Genomic DNA, 22935 nt, shown 5'->3' on the forward strand with positions numbered 1-22935 from the left:
ACCTCCTCGTGGGAGTGGGCGAACGGGTGCCAAGATGTGGCACGCCTCACCTACCGATTGTTCGGTCGACAGGGCATTTTGGCTACACGCGGCTCCAGCCTGTGGACAAACGGTTCTCCACAGCTTGGGATGGACGCAGGCCGTCCATGGCGCGGAGGCGAGGAGACAGGAGAGCTGAACAAATGGCCGACGGCACGGACCACGAGATCGACGGGGTGGGGGTCAGGCCCGGCACCGAAAGAGGCGGCGGCGGTACGGAGCCCCTGCTTCCGGCGCGCCCGCTGGACGCCATCGACCAGGACATTCTGCGCATCCTGCGAGCGGACGGCCGCGCCTCGATACGGTCGGTGGCCGAGCGCGTCCATGTCTCGCGCGCCAACGCGTACGCCCGGATCAACCGGCTGATCGACGACGGTGTGATCCGCGGGTTCAGCGCCAGCGTCAACCATGAACGCGCGGGCCAGGGCGCGTCCGCGTACATCACCCTGAAGATCGTGCAGAACTCCTGGCGCACCGTGCGCGAACAGCTCCAGGAGCTGCCGGGGGCCACCCATATCGCGCTGGTCAGCGGTGACTTCGACGTACTGCTGCTGGTGCACGCCCCGGACAACCGCTCCCTGCGGGAGCTGGTCCTGACCAGGCTCCAGTCCATCCCCGAAGTGCTGTCGACGCGCACGCTGCTGGTGTTCGAGGAGACGGACCTGAACGGGCCTCCTCCCTAGAACCGGGCCCCTCCCTGGAAACGGGCCCTCTCCGTGGAAACGGGCCCCTCCCTGGACGGCTCCCTGGCAACGTCAACAGCGTCAACGGCCCCCTCTTCAAGGAGGAGGCCGTCGCCGGGTTCAGGAGGCGGCCGCTACGAGCCCTGCTGAGGGCCGCCCCGCTGCGGCTCGGTGCGCAGCCCGTCGAAGGCAAGCCGTACGACCGCGTCCGCGACCTGGTCGCGGTCATAGCCGCCGGGCGCGTGCGGCCGGTACCACTCCACCAGCGAGTTGACCATGCCGAAGAGCAGCCGGGTCGCCAGCCTGATGTCCATGTCGGCGCGCAGATCGCCGTCCGCGGCGGCGGCCTTCAGCAGATCGGCGACCCGCTGGTCGAACTCACGGCGCCGCTCCATGGCCCAGCGCTCGGTCTGGGTGTTGCCCCTGACCCGCAGCAGCAGCGTCACATACGGCAGCTCCGCGATCAGCACCTCGACCGTACGGCGGGTCACGTACTCCACCCGGCCGATGGCCCGTCCGTGCGTCGCCGCCTCCTCTTCGAGGATCCCGAAGAGGCCGTCCAGGGCGCGGCTGACCGCCCGGCGGAGCAACTCCTCCTTGCCCACGACGTGGTGGTATATCGAGGACTTGGAGATCCCGGCCGCCTTGGAGAGATGCTCCATGGAGGTGCCGTCGTACCCGCGCTCGTTGAAGACGCGGACGGCGACGGCCAGCAGGGTCTCGGGCGTATAGGTGTCGCGCTTCGCGGTGGTCATGACGCGTCGTCCTCCTGCGCGGCGGCCAGACGGCGCAGGGCCTGGGAGGGGGCGTAGCGGCCCGTGGGGTACTCCTCGTGCAGCGCCTCCAGCGTGTCGAGCGCCCATCGCGCGCCGAGCCGGTCGCCCCAGTCGAGCGGGCCGCGCGGGTAGTTGACGCCGAGTCGCATCGCGAGGTCGATGTCCTCCGGGGCCGCCACCCGGCGCGCCGCCGCGTCGAGGGCGAAGTCCACCAGCATGGCGACCGTACGGGCCACGATCAGGCCCGGGATGTCGCCGATCACGCTGACGTCCTTGCCCAGCGCCTGGAAGAGGCCGACGGCCTCCTTCAGGGCCGCCTCCGGCACCCGGGCCGCGGGTGCGAGGGCGATCCGGGTCGCCTCCCGGTAGTCCAGCGCCAGATCGAAGTGGATGACGGGCATCCCCGCGTCGTCGGCGGCCGAGCCGTCCGCCAGGAAGAGACGCGTGCCGTCGGACAGTTCGATCCAGCCGGGGTAGCCGGGGACGGCATCCTCCATACGGGTGACGCCGATCCGGGCCTCCTCGATCAGGCCGGGCAGCGCGTCCGCCGCGAGCAGCTCGCCCCGCACGACGACGGACGCGGGCGCCTTCTCCGGCCCCGCCGTGTGCGCGGCGGCCTGCGGCGTGGGGTCCTCGCCGTACGCGTACCACCCCCGGCCCGACTTGCGCCCCAGCCGCCCCGACTCCACCAGCCGGCGCTGTGCGAGCGACGGCGTGAACTTCGGGTCCTGGAAGAAGGACTCCCAGACCGACCGGGTGACGGCCTCGTTGACGTCCTGGCCGATCAGATCCGTCAGCTCGAAGGGGCCCATCCGGAAGCCGCCGCACTCCCGCAGGACCGCGTCGATGGTGGCGGGGTCCGCGGCCCGCTCCTCGTAGACGCGCAGCGCCTCCGCGTAGAAGGGGCGGGCGACGCGGTTGACGATGAAGCCCGGGGTGTCGGCGCAGCGCACCGGCTTCTTTCCCCAGGCCAGCGCCGTCGCGTGGGCGCGCTCGGCGGCCTTCTCGTCGGTCGCGAAGCCGCTGACGACCTCCACGAGCGGCAGGAGAGGAGCGGGGTTGAAGAAGTGCAGTCCCATGAAGCGGCCGGGGTGGCGCAGCGCGCCCGCGACGGCCGTGACGGAGAGGGAGGAGGTGTTCGTGGCGAGCAGGCAGTCGTCGGCGACGATGTCCTCCAGCGCCGCGAACAGGTCCCGCTTGACGGCGAGTTCCTCCAGGACGGCTTCGACGACGAGCGCGGCGTCCGCCAGCTCGGCGAGGTTCTGGGCCGGGTGCAGCCGGGCGCGCGCGGCGTCGCGCGTCACGGCGTCGAGACGGCCCTTCTCGACCAGCCGGTCGAGTCGCCCCGCGAGGGTGGTGGCGGCCTGCTCCGCGCGGCCGGGCACCGCGTCGTAGAGCCGTACGGGGTGGCCCGCGACCAGCGCCACCTGGGCTATGCCCTGCCCCATCGTGCCGGTGCCGACGACCGCGACGACGCGGCCGGACTCGATTGCTGTCATGGACGCAATCCTCCCGTATGAGTGAGCCATCGAGTGAGCCAGTTATCCACAGACGGGTCGTCCACAGGCGAGTCACGGACGAGTACGGGCGAGTTGTGCACAGGTTCGCCGGACACCCTTGTCCCGACCGATCGTTCGGTTACTCTAACTCTGTCCGTCAGTTCATGTCCCTGTCCGTGTCCCTGATGCTCAGCCCGACCGAGGAGTGGGTCCGTCATGGCCGCCGCCCAGCTCAGTCCCCAGCAGCTCTCCGACAAGCACCGGCCCACGCTCGACCGGGCTCTCGACGCGATCAGCACCCGCGCCTACTGGTCCCCGCACCCCGAGCACCCCAAGGGGTACGGGGAGACCGCCCCGGCGGACGGGCTCGCCGCCTTCCAGGCGCTGCGCGGGACCCGCTTCGAGCTGGACCAGCCGGGGACGGACGGCTGGACCGGTGGCGAGATCTCGCCCTACGGACCGGCGCTGGAGGTCGAGTATCCGCACGCGGACCTGGACGTCCTGCTGCCCGCCATGCGCGCCGGGATGGGCGCGTGGCGCGAGGCCGGGCCCGAGACGCGCGCCCTGGTCTGTCTGGAGATCCTGGCCAGGATCAGCGCCCGTACGCACGAGTTCGCGCACGCGGTCATGCACACCAGCGGGCAGGCGTTCATGATGGCGTTCCAGGCGGGCGGCCCGCATGCCCAGGACCGCGGTCTGGAAGCCGTGGCGTACGCGTACCAGGAGCAGATCCGTACGCCGGCCGAGGCCGGCTGGTCCAAGCCGCAGGGCAAGCGCGACCCTCTTGAGCTGCGGAAGACCTTCACGGCGGCGGGGCGCGGGATCGCGCTGCTGGTCGGCTGCAACACGTTCCCGACGTGGAACGGCTACCCGGGTCTGTTCGCCTCCCTGGCCACCGGCAATCCGGTGCTCGTCAAGCCGCATCCGCGGGCGGTCCTGCCGCTCGCGCTGACGGTCCGGGTGGCCCGTGAGGTGCTCGCCGAGGCGGGGTTCGACCCGAATCTGACCGCCCTGGCCGTGGAGCGGCCCGGCGAGGGCATCGCCAAGACCCTGGCCGTACGCCCCGAGATCCGGATCATCGACTACACCGGCTCCACCGCCTTCGGGGACTGGCTGGAGACGCACGCCCGTCAGGCGCAGGTGTACACGGAGAAGGCCGGCGTCAACACCGTCGTGATCGACTCCACCGACGACTACAAGGGGATGCTCTCCAACCTCGCGTTCTCGCTCTCGCTGTACAGCGGCCAGATGTGCACCACCCCGCAGAATCTGCTGATCCCCCGGGACGGCATCGCGACGGACGCGGGCGAGAAGTCGTACGACGAAGTGGTGGCCGATCTCGCGGCCTCGGTGAGCGGGCTGCTGGGCGACGACGCCCGCGCCAACGCTCTCCTGGGCGCGCTGGTCAACCCGGAGGTGAAGGCCCGTCTCGACGCGGCGGGCGGGCTCGGCGATGTCGCGCTCGCCTCGCGCGAGATCACCAACCCGGACTTCCCGGACGCGGTGGTCCGTACGCCCGCGATCGTGAAGGCGGACGGCGCCCGCAAGTCCTGGGAGAAGGCGTGGGAGGGCGCGGCCGAGGGCGGCGGCGCCACGGACGCGGAGCTGCCGTATCTCGCGGAGTGCTTCGGTCCGGTGTCGTTCGCGGTCGCCGTGGACTCGACGGAGGACGCGCTGGAACTGCTCCGGCGCACGGTGCGCGACAAGGGCGCGATGACGGTCGGCGCGTACACGACGTCGAGCGAGACGGAGCGCGCGATCGAGGACGTCTGCCTGGAGGAGTCCGCACAGCTCTCGCTGAACCTCACAGGAGGGGTCTATGTGAACCAGACGGCGGCCTTCTCCGACTTCCACGGCTCCGGCGGGAACCCGGCGGCGAACGCGGCGCTGTGTGACGCGGCGTTCGTCGCGAACCGCTTCCGGGTGGTGGAGGTACGCCGCCAGGCCTGAGGCGCGCTGGACGCCTGAGGCGTTCCCGCGCGCCCGGGAAAACGGATGCCGCCCGCCGGTCAGGGGGCGGGCGGCACCGACTCCCCTACGGGGACGTGGCCGCTTCGGGGGCCGCGGCCTCTTCGGGAACCGCGGCCGGACCGCCCCAGTGGAACAACGTCATGGCCACGCTGGTGGCGAGGTTGTAGCTGGACACCTGCGGTCGCATCGGGAGTGACAGCAGTGTGGTGGCCCGGCTCCGGACATCCGCCGAGAGCCCGTGCCGCTCGGAGCCGAAGGCGAGCAACGCGTCATCGGGAAGCGTCACGGACCGGATGTCGTCGCCCTCCGGGTCCAGCGCGTACAGCGGTCCCGGCGGAAAGTCGTCGGGAGAGAGCCGCTCGACGGCGGTGGCGAAGTGGAGCCCGGCGCCGGAGCGCACGGCGTTCGCGTGCCAGGGGTCCAGGTCGCCGGTCGTGATCACACCGGTCGCCCCGAACCCTGCGGCGAGCCGCACCACGGCGCCGACGTTGCCCAGATTGCGCGGGTTGTCCAGGACGACGACGGGTGCCGGACGGGGTAGTGCCGACAGAGCGTCCAGGTTGCTCCGGCGACCGCGCCTGACCGCGAGGGCCGCGATCTGCGTGGCGTGGACACGCGGCACGAGTTCCCGCAGGACGTGGACCGGTACCTCGACGACGGATTCCTTGATCACGTCCGTCAGGTCGTCGGCGAGTTCCGCGGCCAGGGCGAGGGCCGCGTCCTTGTCGCTCGTGACGGCCGACCGTACGTCCGCCCCGAACCGGAGCGCGTGTTTCAGCGCGTGGAAGCCGTCGAGCACCACCAGGTCGGGGCCGGCCTCGCGCCACTGCCGTACGGCGCGGGCGGCATCAGCGTCGTTCATCGCCTCAGGGTACGGCGTGCCCACGGTGACCAGGCAGTTCGCGGCCCTCGCCCGGCCGCGGGCCGCGAACTGGGGCGGGAGACGTGCGGGATCTCACGGCCGGCCGTCGGGCCCGACAAGGGTCCGGGGCTGGTCAGGGCTCTCGCTCCGCTGCTCCGGCAACGGTTTGCCCCGCCAGAGGAAGAGTCGGCCCCACGCGCGCGTGACCCGGGCACCGAGCCATCGCAGGAAGTTCGTCGGCAGGAACACCGCGTCCGCGGCGATCATCGCGAGCGAGAAGAACGGCAGCCCGAGCAGCACGGCGATGCCCGCGTGCTCCAGCATCATCGCGACCAGCAGCACATTCTTGACGCGCCGGTTGAAGAGCGTGAACGGGAAGGCGACCTGCACGATGACCGTGCCGTAGCTGAGCAGCATGACCATGACGCCACTGGAGGCGAGCAGCCCGGAGAGATCCGGCCAGGGCGAGAAGTAGTCCAGGTTGAGCGGGTAGTACAGGGCGGTGCCGTCCTGCCAGCGCGAGCCCTGGATCTTGTACCAGCCGGCGGTGGCGTAGACGAGACAGACCTCCGCCATGATCACGGCGAGTCCGGCATTGTGGACAAGGTTGGCGAGGATGTCGAGCAGGGCGCGGGGCTCGCCGTCCGGCGCGTACCGGTTCGCCGCCCACCACAGGCCCTGCGCGACCCAGAGCCCCCAGAACAGGATCAGCATCCACAGCTCGACATGGACCCGGTCCAGCGACGTGCCGACAAGGAGCGCCCCGCCGAGGACGACCCACAGGACCGGCCCGACGCGGTCCGGTACGGCACGGCCCGGTCCGGCCCCGTCGCGTACGACGTCGGCCGCCGTGCGGGCGGCACGCGCCGCGCGCCTGGCGTCCAGCGACCAGACCTGACCGCACCGCGTCAGTACGAGATAGATCGCGATCAGATGGATGATGTTGTCGCCGCCGTCGCCCATGAAGATGGAGCGGTTCTGCAGCGACAGCACCCCGAACATGAAGAGCACGGACATCGTGCGAGTGCGCCAGCCGAGCAGCAGCAGCGCGCTGGACAGCACGGCGACGACGTAGACGATCTCGAACCAGACCGTGCTGTCCGACCACATCAGCCCGGTGAAGGCACCGTTCTTGGCGATCAGCTGCTGGGCGAGGTCCCAGCCCCACGGGGCGTCGGGCCCGTACATCTCATGGCGGTGAGGCAGCTCGCGCAGCAGGAAGAGCAGCCAGGTACCGGCGAACCCGATCCGGACGACGGCGCTCTGGTACCGGCCGAGAGGGCCGGCGGTCACGCGCCGGATACCGCGGGCGGCCCAGCGGTCGAGGGTGATCCGCCCACCGCTCCGGCCGCCCTTCACCGCGCCCGGAGGCCCGTCCGGCGCCCCGCCCGGCAGCCGCTCCGGCGTCCCGCCCGGCAGACCGTCCCGCAGATGCTCCGACCGCTCGCTCACCGGCCCGCCTCCGTACGGTCGTTCCGTACGCCCCCGGGAAGATCGGACGCGTTCACCGTCCACCAGGGAAAGACCCGGTAGAACGGGCGCGTATTGACCTTCTCCCTGCTCCAGGAGGGGGCCGCGATGGCGGTCGTGGCGGACCTGAGCTGGAGGCGTTCCACGGAACCGCCCAGATCATGTCCCTCAAGGCGCAGCATCACTATGCGGCGGACATAACTCTCGGAGAGCTGCCCGCGCAGACCGTTGGGGCGGTTCTTGTCGTCACGCGATCCGACGAAGAAGTCCCAGCCCCGGCGCAGCTCGTTCTGGTCGACATGGCTGGGCAGCGCATTGCCGCGGATCGCCGCGCCGTCCTCGGCGGAGAGGTCGATCCAGCCGGTGGTCCTGCGGGCGCCGTCGGAGGTCTCGATCTCGGCGCGCGCCTGGACGGCGACGTTCTGCTGCAGCGGGTTGGGCGCGAAGAGCTTCCAGTTCTGTTCGAACTCGGGATAAATCCAGCCGTCGACGGTCTCGCCGTGCTGCTTGGTGAGCGTGTTGGACGGGGCGACATGCAGGAACACCATGGCCACATGTCCGCAGGCCAGCACTCCGATGACCGCGAGGGCCACGGCCGCCACCACCTGGTAGCGCAGGGAGAGGCCGGCTATCCCGGCGCCCGGTGGCGGCCCGGCCGGCACACCCTCGTCGTGGTACGAATCCATCCCGCCCCGATCCCCGTTGGTGCCACAGTCAGTTATCCACAGCGGTTGACACCCTACGGGCCGCCGACTCACCATTGAAGTCCATGAACCGAACGATCGGTCGGTAGGGGGCTCGGATGACGGCAGTGACCGCGGTGACAGCTGCGGAGGCGACGACGGAGACGGCGGCGGAAGGGTTCGAGGCAGGGTTCGACGCCGCGGTGGCCGCCGATGAGCGCATCGAGCCGCGCGACTGGATGCCCGAGGCATACCGCGCCTCGCTCGTGCGCCAGATCGCGCAGCATGCCCACTCCGAGATCATCGGCATGCAGCCGGAGGCGAACTGGATCACGCGCGCGCCGTCGCTGCGCCGCAAGGCGATCCTGATGGCCAAGGTGCAGGACGAGGCGGGACACGGGCTGTATCTCTACAGCGCGGCCGAGACGCTGGGCACCGGCCGCGAGGAGCTGCTCGACAAGCTCCACACCGGCCGCCAGAAGTACTCGTCGATCTTCAACTATCCGACGCTGACCTGGGCCGATGTCGGCGCGATCGGCTGGCTGGTGGATGGCGCGGCGATCACGAACCAGGTGCCGCTGTGCCGCTGCTCGTACGGCCCCTACGCCCGCGCGATGGTCCGGATCTGCAAGGAGGAGTCCTTCCACCAGCGGCAGGGGTATGAACTGCTGCTCGCGCTCAGCAACGGCACCCCGGCGCAGCACGACATGGCGCAGGACGCGGTGAACCGCTGGTGGTGGCCATCGCTGATGATGTTCGGCCCGCCGGACGACGAGTCGGCCCACTCCGCGCAGTCCATGGCCTGGAAGATCAAGCGGCATTCCAACGACGAGCTGCGCCAGCGCTTCGTGGATGTCTGCGTCCCGCAGGCCGAGGCCCTCGGGCTGGCCCTGCCTGACCCGGATCTCCGCTGGAACGAGGAGCGGGGCCGGCATGACTTCGGCGCCATCGACTGGGCGGAGTTCCGCGAGGTCCTGAAGGGCAACGGCCCCTGCAACGAGCAGCGCATCACCCAGCGCCGCCGGGCGCACGAAGAGGGTGCCTGGGTACGGGACGCGGCGGCGGCGTACGCGACGAAGCGCGCCGCCGACGGCGCGGCGGCGGAAGACGGGATCCGGATGATGGAGGCGACGGCATGAGCAGCTCGCAGGACTGGCCGCTGTGGGAGGTGTTCGTACGCTCCCGCCGCGGGCTGTCCCACACCCACGCCGGGAGCCTGCACGCCCCGGACGCGGAGCTGGCCCTCCGCAACGCCCGCGATCTCTACACCCGGCGCAACGAAGGGGTGTCGATCTGGGTCGTCCCGTCCTCGGCCATCACCGCCTCCTCACCCGACGAGAAGGACCCGTTCTTCGCGTCGGCCGCCGACAAGCCCTACCGGCACCCGACCTTCTACGAGATCCCGGAAGGGGTGAAGCACCTGTGAGCGACGCACCGGTGACCGCCCCGCCGACGACCGGGCCGGCGGCCCCGCCCAGGGCCGCGGCCCTCGCGCTCGGCGATGACGCCCTCGTGCTCTCCCACCGGCTGGGGGAGTGGGCGGGCCACGCGCCCGTGCTGGAGGAGGAGGTCGCGCTCGCCAACATCGCGCTGGATCTGCTCGGCCAGGCACGGATCCTGCTCTCCCTCGTCGGGGACGAGGACGAGCTGGCCTATCTCCGCGAGGAGCGGGCCTTCCGCAATCTCCAGCTGGTCGAGCAGCCCAACGGCGACTTCGCGCACACGATCGCCCGCCAGCTCTACTTCTCCACCTACCAGCTCTTCCTGTACCGGCAACTGGCCGCAGGGGACAGCGCGTTCACCGGCCTCGCGGCCAAGGCCGTCAAGGAGGTCGCGTACCACCAGGACCACGCCGCGCACTGGACGCTGCGGCTCGGCGACGGCACGGCCGAGAGCCATGAGCGGATGGCGCGCGCCTGCGAGGCGCTGTGGCGGTTCACCGGCGAGCTGTTCGAGCCGGTGGAGGGTCTGGAGGCCGAGGTCGACTGGCCGGCTCTGGAGGACAGTTGGCGCGAGTCCGTCACCGGCGTGCTGGAGCGGGCGACGCTGACGCTGCCCGACGGGCCCCGCTCCGGCGCCTGGCGGGCGGGCGCGGGCCGGCAGGGACTGCACACGGAGCCGTTCGGGCCGATGCTCGCCGAGATGCAGCATCTGCACCGCAGCCACCCGGGCGCGTCATGGTGACCGGCACGGGCTCCCGGACCGCCCCCGCCACCTCGGCCGCTTCGGGCGATACGCACCCGACCGCGCTGGAGGCCGAGCTGCGCGCGCTCGCCGGGGCGGTACCCGACCCCGAACTGCCGGTGCTGACGCTGGCGGAGCTGGGCGTGCTGCGCACGGTCGTGATGTCGGGCCCCGGCCGGGTCCGGGTCGAGCTGACCCCGACCTATACGGGCTGCCCGGCGATCGAGACGATGTCCGAGGACATCGAGCGCGTGCTGCGCGAGCGCGGCATACGGGACGTCTCGGTCGTCACGGTCCTCTCCCCGGCCTGGTCGACGGACGACATCAGCGCCGAGGGCCGGCGCAAGCTCGCGGAGTTCGGCATAGCCCCGCCCCGTCCGGGCGCCGTGGACGGGCCCGTACCGCTCTCGCTCTCGATCCGCTGCCCGCACTGCGGCTCGACCGACACCGAGCTGCTGAGCAGGTTCTCCTCCACCGCGTGCAAGGCGCTGCGCCGCTGCGTGGCCTGCCGTGAACCGTTCGACCACTTCAAGGAGTTGTAGATGTTCCATCCGCTCCGGGTCAGCGAGGTCGAGCCGCTCACGGACGACGCGGTGGCCGTCACCTTCGCCGTCCCGCCCGAACTGCGCGATTCCTTCCGCCACACCCCCGGCCAGCACATCGCCCTGCGCCGCACCGACGCGCGTGGCGGGGAGATCCGCCGTACGTACTCGATCTGCGCGCCCGCCGGAGCCGATCCTGTGCTGCGGGTGGGGATCAGGCTGGTCGAGGGCGGCGAGTTCTCGACGTACGCCCTCAAGGAACTCGCCGTGGGCGACCTGGTCGACGTCATGGAGCCGACAGGCCGTTTCACGCTGGAACCGCGCGCCGGGCACTTCGCGGCGGTCGTCGGCGGCAGCGGCATCACGCCGGTGCTGTCGATCGCCGCCACCCTGCTGGCGCGGGAGCCCGGCGCCCGGTTCTGTCTGGTCCGCAGTGACAGGACCGTCGCGTCCACGATGTTCCTGGAGGAGGTCGCCGACCTCAAGGACCGCTACCCGGACCGGTTTCAGCTGGTCAGCGTCGTCTCCAGGGAGGAGCAGCAGGCGGGGCTGCCGTCCGGCCGGCTGGACCGGGAGCGGCTGACGGAACTGCTGCCCGCGCTGCTGCCGGTCGACGACGTCGACGGCTGGTTCCTCTGCGGCCCGCTGGGTCTGGTGAGCGCCGCCGAACGGGCGCTGCGCGGTCTCGGAGTGGCCCGCGACCGTGTCCACCAGGAGATCTTCCATGTCGACGACACGGCCGCGGCCACGGCGGCGCCCGGCGCGGCCACCGCGCCGGTGCCCGCGCACAGCACGCTCACCGCGACCCTCGACGGCCGCTCGGGCAGTTGGCCTGTCAAGGACGGGGACTCCCTGCTGGAGACCGTGCTCCGCAGCCGCGCGGACGCGCCGTACGCGTGCAAGGGCGGGGTCTGCGGGACCTGCCGGGCGTTCCTGGTCTCGGGCGAGGTCAGGATGGACCGCAACTTCGCGCTCGAACCGGAAGAGACGGAAGCGGGCTATGTGCTGGCCTGCCAGTCCCATCCGGCCACCGCGGAAGTGGAGTTGGACTTCGACCGCTGAACAACCGTGTCAGCTGAACGGCCGTGACCGCTGAGCGACCGTGACGCTGAGCGGCCGACAGCCGATCCGGGGCCCGGCTCGCTCCGTGCCCCGGAAGGGCCCTGAGGCGGGCCTCAGAGGACGAACGCCGGGCTGCCGTTGTCGGCGACCATCGGACGCCCGGCGCCGTCCCAGGCGAGCATCCCGCCGTCCACGTTCACCGCGTCGACACCCTGCTGCACCAGATACTGGGTGACCTGAGCGGACCGGCCGCCGACCCGGCACATGACATAGGCCCGTCGGCCCTCGGCCACCGCCTCGGTCACCTCACCGAAGCGGGCCACGAAGTCGCTCATCGGGACATGCAGCGCGCCCTCGACATGGCCGGCCGCCCACTCGTCGTTCTCCCGGACATCCAGCACCAGGCCGTCGGCCGGGACGGCCGCGGCGTCGACCGAGGGCAGCGGGGCGAAGTTCATGGGTAGTGCCTTCTCTCGTACGTGACCGGGCGGACGGGGTTCCGGACCGGGACCAGGCGGACCAGCAGGACCAAGAGGCCCAGGACCTGGGGACCGCACGGCGCTGGCGCTGGCACTGGCACTGGCACTGGCCTGACGGTCTCCCGGACGTCCCCGTGGGCTCCCGCCCGGATCAGCGGGCTCCCTGCCGGGGGCTCCGAAAAACCTACTGCACCAGCCTGGCCAGTTCCGTCTCACGCTCGGAGACCTCCGCGAGCAGTTGCTCGGCGATCTCCTCCAGCAGCCGGTCCGGGTCGTCCGGAGCCATCCTGAGCATCGCGCCGATCGCGCTCTCCTCCAGCTCCTTGGCGACCACGGTCAGCATCTCCTTGCGCTGCGCCAGCCACTCAAGCCGGGCGTAGAGCTCCTCGCTCTCGCTCAGCCGGGGCTCCCGTGGCTCCGGCCCCGCCGCCCACTCGGAGACGAGTTCCAGGAGCAACGGCTCGTCCCCGCGTCCGTAAGCGGCGTTCACGCGTGTGAGGAACTCCTCACGCCGCGCCCGCTCCTTCTCGTCCTGCGCCAGATCCGGATGCGCCTTGCGCACCAGATCGCGATAGAGCTTGCGGGCCTCGTCGCTCGGCCTGACCCGCTTGGGCGGCCGCACGGGCTGATCGGTCAGCATCGCCGCCGCCTCCGGCGACAGGCCGTCGGAGTCCAGCCAGTCGTGGAACAGCTCCTCCACGCCCGGCATCGGCTGCACCAGCGCACGGGCCTCGCGTGCCTTGCGCAGATCCTCGGGATCGCCGGTGCGCGCCGCACGGGCCTCGGCGATCATCGCGTCCAGCTCGTCGAGCCGGGCATACATCGGGCCGAGCCGCTGGTGGTGCAGGCGGGAGAAGTTCTCCACCTCGATCCGGAAGGTCTCCAGCGCGATCTCGAACTCGATCAGCGCCTGCTCAGCGGCGCGCACGGCCGTCTCCAGCCGGGCCTCCGGACGCGGCGCCGCCCCCGCGTCGGGCGCGTCTCGTACGTCCTGCTCGTCGTCGTTTCGGATCGTCGGCTCCCCAGGGGCGTCGTGCATCACCCGTCCAGCGTAAGGGCGAACGCGGTGGCCCCCGCGCCGTCCCGGGCCCTCATGCCCCCCGACCAGCGGCGGTCACACCCCTGGACCGGTGAGTGGACGGGTAAGTCCGAACCCCGCCCACGTCCGGCACCCCGTCCCGCCAGGGGCCCCGTCCACGTCCGGCACCCCGTCCCGCCAGGGGCCCGCGACCCGAGCGGTCGACGCCACCCCCTCGGGCTCACCGGCCCGTCTCGGACCTAATGGTCCAGCTCGGCCGCTATCCGCCCGTTCCTGATCGCCACCAGCAGCTCGGCGTGGTCCGCCTCCGTACGGTCCGCGTACGCCATGGCGAACGCGGCAACGGCCCCGTCCAGCTCCTCGCTCTTGCCGCAGTATCCGGCGATCAGCCGCGGGTCCACGCTGTGCGCGTGGGCCCTGGCGAGCAGCGCGCCGGTCATCCGTCCGTAGTCGTCTATCTGGTCGGCCGGAAGCGCCGCCGGATCCACGCTCCCCTTGCGGTTCCTGAACTGCCGTACCTGATAGGGCCTGCCCCGGACCGTCGTCCACCCCAGCAGGCTGTCGCTGACCACCTGCATCCGCTTCTGCCCCAGCACCACACGCCGCCCTTCGTGCATCGCCTCGGGCACCTCGAACCCGATGGCCGGCAGATGGGGCAGCAGAGCGGAGGGCCGCGCTTCCTTCACCTGGAGCACCAGCGGCTCGCCCCGGTGGTCGAGGAGCAGCACCACGTACGACCGCGTACCGACGCTGCCGGTACCGACCACCCGGAACGCCACATCGTGGATCGCGTACCGCGCGAGCAGCGGCAGCCGGTCCTCCGAGAGCGTGCCCAGATACTCCTCCAGCGAGGCGGCGACCGCCGCGGCCTCCTCGTCGGGCACCCGCCGCAGGACGGGCGGCGCGTCCACGAACCGCCGCGTGGCCCCGCCCGCGTCCCCGTCCCCGTCCCCGTCGGGCACCGTCTCGGTGGACCTGGCCGCGAACCGCGCGCTCGTGTTGTTGCGCGCCTTCTCCGCCACGCGCTCCAGCGTGCCCGCCAGGTCGCGCGCGTTCGCGTGCGAGACCAGCTCCTCATCCGCGATGGCGTTCCACGCGTCGAGCGCGGGAAGCTTCGTCAGCAGCCGCATCGTGCGCCGGTAGGTGCCCACCGCGTCGTACGCCCCCTGCCGGCAGGTGTCCTCGTCCGCGCCCGCCTCGCGGCCGGCCAGCACCAGTGAGGTGGCGAGCCGTTTGACGTCCCACTCCCAGGGGCCGACCACGGTCTCGTCGAAGTCATTGAGATCGATCACGAGCCGGCCGCGCGCGTCCCCGTACAGACCGAAGTTCGCCGCGTGCGCGTCCCCGCAGAGCTGCGCGGCGACGCCGGTGACCGGGGTGCCCGTCAGATCGTGGGCCATCAGCCCGGCGGAGCCCCGCAGAAAGGCGAACGGGGTCGCGGCCATCCGCCCCACCCGCAGCGGCGCCAGCTCGGGCACCCGGCCGCGGCTGGACTCCTCGACGGCCCGCACGGCGTCGGGCCGCCCCGCAGTGAACACCACCGAGTCGTGCGCGGACCTCGGCACCCGGCGCCGGAGCGCCTTCCCCCGGCCCTTGGGCGTCTGCGCCGCGCCGACGGCCGTACGCGGCGCGAAACCCGGCACCACCGGAACGCGCGCGCTCCCGGAAACCCCGGAGCCCTCGGAAACCGTCCGCGGCGTGTCCGCCGCCGACCCGACATCGCCCATGGCGTGCCGCCTCCCCCGTACTCGTGCGAGATCAACCACACACGACGTTACCGCCGGGCCCGACAGCCGTCCTCCCCTGTGGATAACCCCGGCCCGCCCCGTGACAGCCCCGTGGCAGCCCCGTGGCAGCCCCGTGGCAGCCCTGTGGAGCGCGGTTGCCGGACAGAGCCTGGGAGGGGACCTAGCAGCCCAGGGCCCGGAAGGACCTAGCAGCCGCCCTCAGGAGCCCCTCGCAGATGGGATTCGGCCCACAGCGCCAGCTCCTTCAGCGCCGGTTCCATCGCCGCCCCCGCCTCCGTCAGCCGGTACGAGACCCGCAGCGGCGGCCCCTCGTCGACCTCGCGCACGACCAGCCCCGCCGCCCCCAGCTCCGTGAGCCGGTCCGAGAGCATGCGCTCGCTGATGCCGGGGATCGCCCGGCGCAGCTCCGCGAAGTAGACCGCTCGTTCCATCAGTACGGAGATGATCGGCCCGGTCCACCGCTTACCGAGCAGCTCGAAGACGCGCGTGATGCTCACGTCGACCTTCTTGCACGCGTCTGCACTGTGGTCCGCCATACGCACAGAGTACTTGTTTCCCAAGACGGGATGAAAAAAAGTAAGCGGCTATGTTATTCATAGGAGCGAACGGAACTTTGGCCCGTTCGCCGTCATACGCCACCCCTCATGGAGATCTTCATGGCCACTCTTCTGCACATCGACTCCGCCGTCTTCCCGGAAGGCTCCGCGTCGCGCGACATCACCGCCTCCTTCGTCCAGACCTGGCGGGAGCAGCACCCCGAAGGCAAGGTCATCTACCGCGATCTCGCCGCCGCCCCGCTGCCCCACCTGAACGTCGGCGCCGCCGCCGCGGGCGCGGGCGACGCGCTGCGCGCGGAGCTGGCCGCCGAACTGGCCGAGGCCGACGCCGTACTGATCGGCGCGCCGATGTACAACTTCACGATCCCGTCCACCCTCAAGGCGTGGCTCGACCAGGTGATCATCGTCGGCCACAACGCGGGCGTCCCCGACGCGCCGCTGGCCGGCACCCCGTTCACGATCGTCGCCAGCCGCGGCGGCTCGTACGCCCCCGGCACCCCGCGCGAGGACTGCGAGTTCGTCCAGAACTACCTGGAGAAGGTGCTGTCGAACATGTTCGGCACCACTCAGATCGACTTCATCGTCCCCGAGCTGACCCTGGCCCACACCAACCCGGGCATGGCCGACCTCATCCCGCTCGCCGAGGCGTCCCGCGCCAAGGCGGAGGAGGAGGCCACCCAGAAGGCCAAGGCCCTGGCCACCCGCCTCGCCGCCTGAGCACACGAAGCACACGAAGCACACGAAGCGCACGAAGCCATGCCTCCCACGGGACCCCGCCCGTGGGAGGCATGTCTCACACCCGGGCACCGACCGGGCACCGACCGGGGACATCGACCCCAGACCGAGAAGACCACGACGAGAAAGCCCCGTAGGTCGATGACCTACGGGGCTTCCATCTGTGCGCGAGGGGGGAGTTGAACCCCCACGCCCTTTCGGGCACTGGAACCTGAATCCAGCGCGTCTGCCTATTCCGCCACCCGCGCATTGGGTGTGTCGTCCGGTTGCTTCACCTGCTGGTGTGCGCTCCTGGCGACATCGAGAAGATTAGCACGGTGCGGAGGGTGGGTTCACCTCCGTTTGTTTCGACGACCCGGCCGCGGAACAGGGAACGAACAGCGGCCGCCCCCCACTCCTCCTGAGTGCACCCCGGGTGCGGGACACTGGCGTCAGGCCGCCTCTACGATCCGTGTGAGAGGTGACACTCATCGACGGGGCAGACAAGGGGAACCAGCCGATTTCCCGACGCGTGGATACGATCAGTAAGCAGTACCAGGACGGCCACTACGGAGGAGGTGCCCCATGGGAGTCATGAAGCGTTTCGAACAGCGTCTCGAAGGTTTGGTCAATGGCACCTTCGCGAAGGTGTTCAAGTCCGAGGTCCAGCCCGTCGAGATCGCGGGTGCCCTCCAGCGCGAATGCGACAATAACGCAACGATCTGGAACCGCGAGCGGACCGTCGTACCCAATGACTTCATCGTGGAGCTGAGCACGCCCGACTACGAGCGTCTCAGCCCGTACTCCGGACAGCTCGGCGACGAGTTGTCCGGACTCGTCCGCGACTACGCCAAGCAGCAGCGCTACACCTTCATGGGCCCGATCAAGGTCCATCTGGAGAAGGCCGAGGATCTCGACACCGGCCTGTACCGCGTCCGCAGCCGCACGCTGGCGTCCAGCACGTCCCAGGCGCCCGAGCGCGGTCCCGCGGGCTCCCCGGTGCCCGCCTCCCCGCACGGCGGCGCGCCCGGCGCCGCTCCCGGCGGTTACGGGTACCCGCCCGCCGCGGTCCCTCCCATGCCGCCCGCCCCGCCGCCCGGTGGCGGCCACGCGCCCGCGGCGCACCGTCCTCCGGCTCCCGGCCCCGGCTCGCCGCCGCACGGCCAGGCACGCCGCTGGATCGAGATCAACGGCACCCGCCACCAGATCTCGCGCGCCACGCTCGTCCTGGGTCGCAGCACCGACGCGGACGTACGCATCGACGACCCCGGGGTATCGCGCAGGCACTGCGAGATCCGCACCGGGACGCCCTCGACCATTCAGGATCTCGGGTCGACCAACGGCATCGTGGTAGACGGGCAGCACACCACCCGCGCTACGCTCCGCGACGGCTCGCGGATCGTCGTGGGCAACACCACCATCGTTTACAGGCAAGCCGAAGGGTGAAGCGGGGGCAATGTCAGAGCTGACCCTGACGGTCATGCGGCTAGGTTTTCTGGCCGTTCTGTGGCTGTTCGTGATCGTGGCCGTACAGGTCATCCGCAGCGACCTGTTCGGAACACGCGTCACGCAGCGCGGCTCGCGCCGCAACGCCGACGCCCGACCGCAGCAGGCGCGCCAGACACCGGCGCCGCCCCAGCAGCGCCAGCAGCAGCAACAGGGGGGCAGGCAGCGCCGCGGAGCCCCCACCAAGCTCGTCGTGTCCGAGGGAAATCTCACCGGCACCACGGTGGCGCTCCAGGGACAGACCATCACGCTGGGCCGCGCGCACGACTCGACGATCGTGCTGGACGACGACTACGCGTCCAGCAGGCATGCCAGGATCTACCCGGACCGCGACGGCCAGTGGATCGTCGAGGACCTCGGCTCCACCAATGGCACGTATCTCGACCGGACCCGGCTCACGACCCCGACACCGATCGCGCCTGGCGCTCCGATCCGCATCGGCAAGACCGTCATCGAGCTGCGGAAGTAGTACGACAATGAGCGAGCGGAGCGAGCGAGCCGCGGCGGTACCGACGGCGGACCGCGGCCGGCTCCCGACCGGAGGGTGGGCAGTGTGGCTCGAGACCGGCTGGCGCGACAGTCGACTGGCGAGCCGACGGGCGAGGTGCGCATGAGTCTGTCTCTGCGCTTCGCCGCCGGATCGCACAAAGGCATGATCCGGGAGGGAAACGAGGACTCCGGCTACGCCGGTCCCCGGCTGCTGGCCATCGCCGACGGCATGGGCGGCCAGGCCGCGGGCGAGGTCGCCTCCTCCGAGGTGATCTCCACCCTCGTACAGCTCGACGACGATGTACCGGGTTCGGACATCCTCACCTCGCTCGGCACGGCGGTGCAGCGCGCCAACGACCAGCTGCGCGTGATGGTCGAGGAGGACCCCCAGCTGGAGGGCATGGGCACCACGCTCACCGCCCTCCTCTGGACCGGCCAGCGCCTCGGACTCGTCCATGTCGGCGACTCCCGCGCCTACCTCCTGCGCGACGGCGTACTGACCCAGATCACCCAGGACCACACCTGGGTGCAGCGGCTGGTCGACGAGGGCAGGATCACCGAGGAAGAGGCCACCACCCACCCGCAGCGCTCCCTGCTGATGCGCGCGCTGGGCAGCGGCGACCACGTCGAGCCCGATCTCTCCATCCGTGAGGTCCGGGCCGGCGACCGCTATCTGATCTGCTCCGACGGCCTCTCCGGCGTCGTCTCCCACCAGACGATGGAGGAGACGCTCGCCGGCTACCAGGGCCCGCAGGAGACCATCCAGGCGCTCATCCAGCTCGCGCTGCGCGGCGGCGGCCCCGACAACATCACCTGCATCGTGGCCGATGTCCTGGACGTCGAGTCCAACGACACCCTGGCCGGGCAGCTCAACGACACCCCGGTCGTGGTCGGGGCGGTCGCCGAGAACCAGCTCCCGCTCAGCTCCGCCGAGAACGCCGCCGCGATGCAGACCCCGGCGGGCCGCGCCGCCGGCCTCGGCCGCGCCGTACCGCCGCAGCCCGACGGGGGCGGCTTCGGCCCGCCCGGCAGCGGCGACAGCGCCGGCTACGACGGGATGCCGCCCGGCGGCGGCTTCGGGGCCTACGACGACGAGGAGTTCGTCAAGCCCCGCCCGCGCCGCCGCTGGCTCAAGACGTCGTTCTACACCGTCCTCGCGCTCGCGGTCGTCGGCGGAGGTCTGTACGGCGGCTACCACTGGACGCAGACTCAGTACTACGTCGGCGCCAACAAGGAGCACGTCGCGCTCTACCGTGGCATCAGCCAGGATCTCGGCTGGGTCTCCCTCTCGAAGATCGAGAAGGAAACCGACATCGAACTCAAGTACCTGCCGGACTACCAGCGCAAGCAGGTCGAGGCGACCATCGCCGAGAGCAGCCTCACCGGCGGACGCGACAAGATCGACGAACTCGCCGTCCAGGCGTCGGCCTGCAAGAAGGACGAGCAGCGCCGTCTGGCCACGAAGACCACCGACACCAAGCCGAAAGCAACCACTCCCTCTCCGGGCCCCAGCCTCTCGGAAGAGGAGCAGAAAGTGGCCTCGAACTGCGGTAAGCAGTAGGAGCCGGCCGTAGGGGGCCTTTCACCACCATGAGCGTAGTCACCAACACGACCACCATCGGCGCCATCGAAGCACCGAGCCGCCGCAACACCGAGCTTGCCCTGCTCGCCTTCGCCGTCGCCATCCCGGTGTTCGCGTACCTGAACGTCGGGCTCGCGCTCGACGGCAAGGTGCCCACGGGCATGCTCGGTTACGGCCTCGGCCTCGGCCTGCTCGCCGGCGTCGCCCACCTCGTGGTGCGCAAATTCGCCCGCTACGCCGACCCGCTGCTGCTGCCGCTGGCGACGCTGCTCAACGGCCTCGGGCTGGTGCTGATCTGGCGTCTTGACCAGTCGCCCCGGCTCATCCGGCTCGCCGAGCTCAGCTTCGGCGTCTTCAGCCCGTCCGCGACGAAGCAGCTGCTGTACTCGGCGATGGGCATCGCGCTCTTCGCGGCCGTCCTGATGCTTCTCAAGGACCACCGCATCCTCCAGCGCTATACGTACATCTCGATGGCCGTCGCGCTCCTCCTGCTGGTCCTGCCCATGTTCTTCCCCGCCAGGAACGGCGCCAAGATCTGGATCAGCATCGCCGGCTTCAACCTCCAGCCCGGTGAGTTCGCGAAGATCATCATCGCGGTCTTCTTCTCCGGCTATCTGATGGTCAAGCGCGATGCCCTGGCCCTCGCCAGCCGCCGCTTCATGGGGCTCTACCTGCCCCGCGGACGCGACCTCGGACCGATCCTCGGCATCTGGGCCCTCTCGATCCTCATCCTGGTGTTCGAGACCGACCTCGGTACCTCACTGCTGTTCTTCGGCCTCTTCGTCGTGATGCTCTACGTCGCCACCGAGCGGACCAGCTGGATCGTCTTCGGTCTGCTGATGTCGGTCGGCGGAGCCGTCGGCGTCGCCACCTTCGAACCGCACGTCCAGGCCCGCGTCAACGCCTGGCAGGACCCGTTCTCCTGCTACGCGACCGACGGCGCCTGCCAGCAGATCGGCGACGCCCTGCTGTCCTTCGGCTCGGGCGGCACGCTCGGCACCGGGCTCGGCCAGGGCAATTCCGATCTCATCGGCTTCGCCGCCAACGCCGACTTCATCCTCACCACCGTCGGCGAGGAGCTCGGCCTCGCCGGCACGATGGCGTTCCTGCTGCTGTACGGGCTGATCGTGGAGCGCGGCGTACGTACCGCCCTCGCCGCCCGCGACCCCTTCGGCAAGCTCCTCGCCATCGGCCTCTCCAGCGCCTTCGCCATCCAGGTCTTCGTGGTCGCGGGCGGCGTCATGGGGCTCATCCCGCTGACCGGTATGACCATGCCGTTCGTCGCGGCCGGCGGCTCCTCCGTACTCGCCAACTGGGCCCTGATCGGCATCCTGATCCGTATCAGCGACACCGCGCGGCGGCCCGCGCCGGCCCCGGCCCCCTCACCCGACGCCGAGATGACCCAGGTGGTCCGACCGTGAACAAGCCCCTGCGCCGCATCGCGATCTTCTGCGGGCTGCTCATCCTCGCACTGCTCATCCGGGACAACTGGCTCCAGTACGTCCGCGCCGACGAGCTGAACTCGCACAAGAACAACCGCCGGGTCCTGATCGAGCGGTACAGCGCCGAGCGCGGCAACATCATCGTCGACGGCAAGCCCATCACCGGCTCCGTCAAGACGGACGACACCGACTTCGTCTACAAGCGGACCTACACCAACGGCCCCATGTGGGCGCCCGTCACCGGCTACGCCTCACAGGCCTTCGACGCCAACCAGATCGAGAAGCTGGAAGACGGCATCCTCACCGGCAACGACGACCGGCTCTTCTTCGACCGCACCCTGGGCATGTTCACCGGCGAGGAGAAGAAGGGCGGCAGCGTCGTCACCACCCTCAGCGGCGCCGCCCAGAAGGCCGCCTTCGAGGGACTGGGCAAGAAGAAGGGCGCCGTCGCCGCGATCGACCCCCAGACGGGCAAGATCCTGGCGCTGGCCTCCACCCCCAGCTACGACCCCGCCTCGTTCGCCGGGAACAGCAGCAAGGACACCAAGGCCTGGGTCGGCCTGGACAAGAAGAACAACCCCGACGACCCGATGCTCAACCGGGCGCTGCGCCAGACCTACCCGCCCGGCTCCACCTTCAAGGTCGTCACGGCGGCCGCCGCCCTGGAGCACGGCCAGGTCACGGACATCGACTCGGCCACCGACACCCCGCTGCCGTGGATCATGCCCGGGACCACCACCCCGCTGCGGAACGAGGGCAACATCCCCTGCAAGGACGCCACGCTCCGCACGGCGCTGCGCGTCTCCTGCAACACCGTCTTCGGCAAGCTCGGCGCGGACCTCGGCAAGGAGAAGATGCTGGAGACCGCGAAGAAGTTCGGCTTCAACCAGGAGCAGTTCATCCCGGTACGCGCCGACGCCTCGGTCTTCCCCGAGGAGATGAACGCGTCACAGACCGCGCTCTCCTCGATCGGCCAGTTCGACACCCGTACCACCCCGCTCCAGATGGCCATGGTCACCGCCGCGATCGCCAACGACGGCAAGCTGATGAAGCCGTACATGATCGACCGTCTCGTGGCGCCGAACCTGGACGTGCTCGACCAGAACGAGCCCGAGGAGCTGAGCCGCCCCCTCAGCCAGGAGAACGCGCAGAAGCTCCAGAGCATGATGGAGACGGTCGTCAACGAGGGCACCGGCGGAAACGCGCGCATTCCGAACGTGACCGTCGGCGGCAAGACCGGTACCGCCCAGCACGGCGAGAACAACAGCAAGAACCCGTACGCCTGGTTCATCTCGTACGCCAAGGCGGACAACGGCTCCCCGGTCGCCGTCGCGGTCGTCGTCGAGGACAGCGGCGCCAGCCGCGACGACATCTCCGGCGGCGGCCTCGCGGCCCCCATCGCGAAGAGCGTGATGAAGGCGGTCCTCGACAGCAAGAAGTGACGCCGGTCACGGCTCACGTCCATTCCTGCACATTGCGATACCGGTCGTATATCAGGTGACCGTTACGGGCCAACCGCATGCGGCGTGCCCGGTAGCGTAGGCGCGAACAGCACACCGCCGGACCACACACGGGTGCGGTCGGGACTGACGGAGAGGGCTGGAACGT

The 22935-nt window shown here is 70.6% G+C and carries 22 protein-coding genes and 1 tRNA gene; 13 read left to right on the forward strand and 10 right to left on the reverse strand.

Annotated elements, in window-relative coordinates:
* The first annotated feature begins 146 nt into the window (after nucleotides 1-146).
* Nucleotides 147-722, forward strand: a complete 576-nt coding sequence (locus ACZ7LS_RS36115; RefSeq protein WP_382525184.1) for an Lrp/AsnC family transcriptional regulator — start codon at nucleotides 147-149, stop codon at nucleotides 720-722.
* Nucleotides 723-856: 134 nt separating this feature from the next.
* On the opposite strand, the gene ACZ7LS_RS36120 is transcribed toward ACZ7LS_RS36115, so the two are convergent.
* A complete protein-coding gene (locus ACZ7LS_RS36120; RefSeq protein WP_385136254.1) occupies nucleotides 857-1477 on the reverse strand; it encodes a TetR/AcrR family transcriptional regulator in 621 nt (206 codons plus the stop codon).
* Entirely contained in the window at nucleotides 1474-2997 is a 1524-nt protein-coding gene (locus ACZ7LS_RS36125; RefSeq protein WP_385136257.1) for a 3-hydroxyacyl-CoA dehydrogenase, read from the reverse strand. Before ACZ7LS_RS36125 ends, ACZ7LS_RS36120 begins: the two co-directional genes overlap by 4 nt.
* A 216-nt stretch (nucleotides 2998-3213) precedes the next feature.
* Here ACZ7LS_RS36125 and paaN point away from each other — a divergent pair, with 216 nt between their 5' ends.
* Nucleotides 3214-4947 (forward strand): phenylacetic acid degradation protein PaaN, encoded by a 1734-nt coding sequence (gene paaN / locus ACZ7LS_RS36130; protein ID WP_385136259.1) that lies wholly within the window; start codon nucleotides 3214-3216, stop codon nucleotides 4945-4947.
* An 85-nt stretch (nucleotides 4948-5032) separates the two neighbouring features.
* Here the strand turns inward: paaN and ACZ7LS_RS36135 are convergent, their stop codons facing one another.
* The 3 genes from ACZ7LS_RS36135 to ACZ7LS_RS36145 form a co-directional block, all read right to left on the reverse strand.
* On the reverse strand, nucleotides 5033-5830 hold the full coding sequence (locus ACZ7LS_RS36135; protein WP_385136261.1) for a TrmH family RNA methyltransferase: 798 nt from the start codon (nucleotides 5828-5830) through the stop codon (nucleotides 5033-5035).
* Nucleotides 5831-5923: 93 nt separating this feature from the next.
* Nucleotides 5924-7189, reverse strand: coding sequence for an HTTM domain-containing protein (locus ACZ7LS_RS36140; protein WP_385136305.1), 1266 nt, complete (start codon nucleotides 7187-7189; stop codon nucleotides 5924-5926).
* Nucleotides 7190-7278: 89 nt separating this feature from the next.
* Nucleotides 7279-8061: a DUF5819 family protein gene (locus tag ACZ7LS_RS36145; RefSeq protein ID WP_382525192.1), complete on the reverse strand. Its 783-nt coding sequence runs from the start codon at nucleotides 8059-8061 to the stop codon at nucleotides 7279-7281.
* A gap of 41 nt (nucleotides 8062-8102) precedes the next feature.
* Here ACZ7LS_RS36145 and paaA point away from each other — a divergent pair, with 41 nt between their 5' ends.
* The 5 genes from paaA to ACZ7LS_RS36170 are packed head-to-tail and all read left to right on the forward strand — an operon-like array spanning nucleotide 8103 to nucleotide 11771.
* Nucleotides 8103-9122 (forward strand): 1,2-phenylacetyl-CoA epoxidase subunit PaaA, encoded by a 1020-nt coding sequence (gene paaA / locus ACZ7LS_RS36150; protein ID WP_385136266.1) that lies wholly within the window; start codon nucleotides 8103-8105, stop codon nucleotides 9120-9122.
* Nucleotides 9119-9409: a 1,2-phenylacetyl-CoA epoxidase subunit PaaB gene (paaB, locus tag ACZ7LS_RS36155; RefSeq protein WP_385136268.1), complete on the forward strand. Its 291-nt coding sequence runs from the start codon at nucleotides 9119-9121 to the stop codon at nucleotides 9407-9409. Before paaA ends, paaB begins: the two co-directional genes overlap by 4 nt.
* Nucleotides 9406-10167, forward strand: coding sequence for a 1,2-phenylacetyl-CoA epoxidase subunit PaaC (paaC, locus tag ACZ7LS_RS36160; RefSeq protein ID WP_382525198.1), 762 nt, complete (start codon nucleotides 9406-9408; stop codon nucleotides 10165-10167). Before paaB ends, paaC begins: the two co-directional genes overlap by 4 nt.
* Nucleotides 10161-10709: a 1,2-phenylacetyl-CoA epoxidase subunit PaaD gene (paaD, locus tag ACZ7LS_RS36165; protein WP_382871618.1), complete on the forward strand. Its 549-nt coding sequence runs from the start codon at nucleotides 10161-10163 to the stop codon at nucleotides 10707-10709. Before paaC ends, paaD begins: the two co-directional genes overlap by 7 nt.
* Nucleotides 10710-11771: a 2Fe-2S iron-sulfur cluster-binding protein gene (locus tag ACZ7LS_RS36170; RefSeq protein ID WP_385136272.1), complete on the forward strand. Its 1062-nt coding sequence runs from the start codon at nucleotides 10710-10712 to the stop codon at nucleotides 11769-11771.
* Between the two features lie 113 nt (nucleotides 11772-11884).
* On the opposite strand, the gene ACZ7LS_RS36175 is transcribed toward ACZ7LS_RS36170, so the two are convergent.
* The 4 genes from ACZ7LS_RS36175 to ACZ7LS_RS36190 form a co-directional block, all read right to left on the reverse strand.
* Nucleotides 11885-12229 carry a rhodanese-like domain-containing protein gene (locus ACZ7LS_RS36175; RefSeq protein ID WP_382525203.1) on the reverse strand — a complete coding sequence of 115 codons (345 nt, stop codon included), beginning with the start codon at nucleotides 12227-12229 and terminating at the stop codon, nucleotides 11885-11887.
* A gap of 205 nt (nucleotides 12230-12434) precedes the next feature.
* Nucleotides 12435-13292, reverse strand: a complete 858-nt coding sequence (locus ACZ7LS_RS36180) for a J domain-containing protein (protein ID WP_382525205.1) — start codon at nucleotides 13290-13292, stop codon at nucleotides 12435-12437.
* 236 nt (nucleotides 13293-13528) lie between these two features.
* The gene (locus tag ACZ7LS_RS36185) at nucleotides 13529-15016 is read right to left on the reverse strand and encodes a DUF2252 domain-containing protein (protein WP_385136275.1); all 1488 of its coding nucleotides are present in this window, start codon (nucleotides 15014-15016) and stop codon (nucleotides 13529-13531) included.
* A 206-nt stretch (nucleotides 15017-15222) separates the two neighbouring features.
* Complete coding sequence (locus ACZ7LS_RS36190) at nucleotides 15223-15573, reverse strand: winged helix-turn-helix transcriptional regulator (RefSeq protein WP_382673933.1); 351 nt, start codon at nucleotides 15571-15573, stop codon at nucleotides 15223-15225.
* 120 nt (nucleotides 15574-15693) lie between these two features.
* Here ACZ7LS_RS36190 and ACZ7LS_RS36195 point away from each other — a divergent pair, with 120 nt between their 5' ends.
* On the forward strand, nucleotides 15694-16311 hold the full coding sequence (locus ACZ7LS_RS36195) for an FMN-dependent NADH-azoreductase (RefSeq protein ID WP_385136278.1): 618 nt from the start codon (nucleotides 15694-15696) through the stop codon (nucleotides 16309-16311).
* Nucleotides 16312-16493: 182 nt separating this feature from the next.
* On the opposite strand, the gene ACZ7LS_RS36200 is transcribed toward ACZ7LS_RS36195, so the two are convergent.
* Nucleotides 16494-16577, reverse strand: a tRNA-Leu gene (locus ACZ7LS_RS36200).
* A gap of 316 nt (nucleotides 16578-16893) precedes the next feature.
* Here ACZ7LS_RS36200 and ACZ7LS_RS36205 point away from each other — a divergent pair.
* The 5 genes from ACZ7LS_RS36205 to ACZ7LS_RS36225 all read left to right on the forward strand — a co-directional run bounded on the left by ACZ7LS_RS36205 (nucleotide 16894) and on the right by ACZ7LS_RS36225 (nucleotide 22769).
* On the forward strand, nucleotides 16894-17754 hold the full coding sequence (locus ACZ7LS_RS36205; protein ID WP_382674038.1) for an FhaA domain-containing protein: 861 nt from the start codon (nucleotides 16894-16896) through the stop codon (nucleotides 17752-17754).
* Nucleotides 17755-17764: 10 nt separating this feature from the next.
* Nucleotides 17765-18283 carry an FHA domain-containing protein FhaB/FipA gene (locus ACZ7LS_RS36210; protein ID WP_382525214.1) on the forward strand — a complete coding sequence of 173 codons (519 nt, stop codon included), beginning with the start codon at nucleotides 17765-17767 and terminating at the stop codon, nucleotides 18281-18283.
* A gap of 141 nt (nucleotides 18284-18424) precedes the next feature.
* Entirely contained in the window at nucleotides 18425-19864 is a 1440-nt protein-coding gene (locus ACZ7LS_RS36215; RefSeq protein ID WP_382525216.1) for a PP2C family protein-serine/threonine phosphatase, read from the forward strand.
* A 29-nt stretch (nucleotides 19865-19893) separates the two neighbouring features.
* Nucleotides 19894-21306, forward strand: coding sequence for an FtsW/RodA/SpoVE family cell cycle protein (locus tag ACZ7LS_RS36220; protein WP_382525218.1), 1413 nt, complete (start codon nucleotides 19894-19896; stop codon nucleotides 21304-21306).
* On the forward strand, nucleotides 21303-22769 hold the full coding sequence (locus ACZ7LS_RS36225; protein ID WP_382525219.1) for a peptidoglycan D,D-transpeptidase FtsI family protein: 1467 nt from the start codon (nucleotides 21303-21305) through the stop codon (nucleotides 22767-22769). The genes ACZ7LS_RS36220 and ACZ7LS_RS36225 overlap by 4 nt, the downstream gene beginning before the upstream one ends.
* Nucleotides 22770-22935: the final 166 nt, after the last annotated feature.

The organism is Streptomyces sp. NPDC039430 (assembly GCF_055639435.1).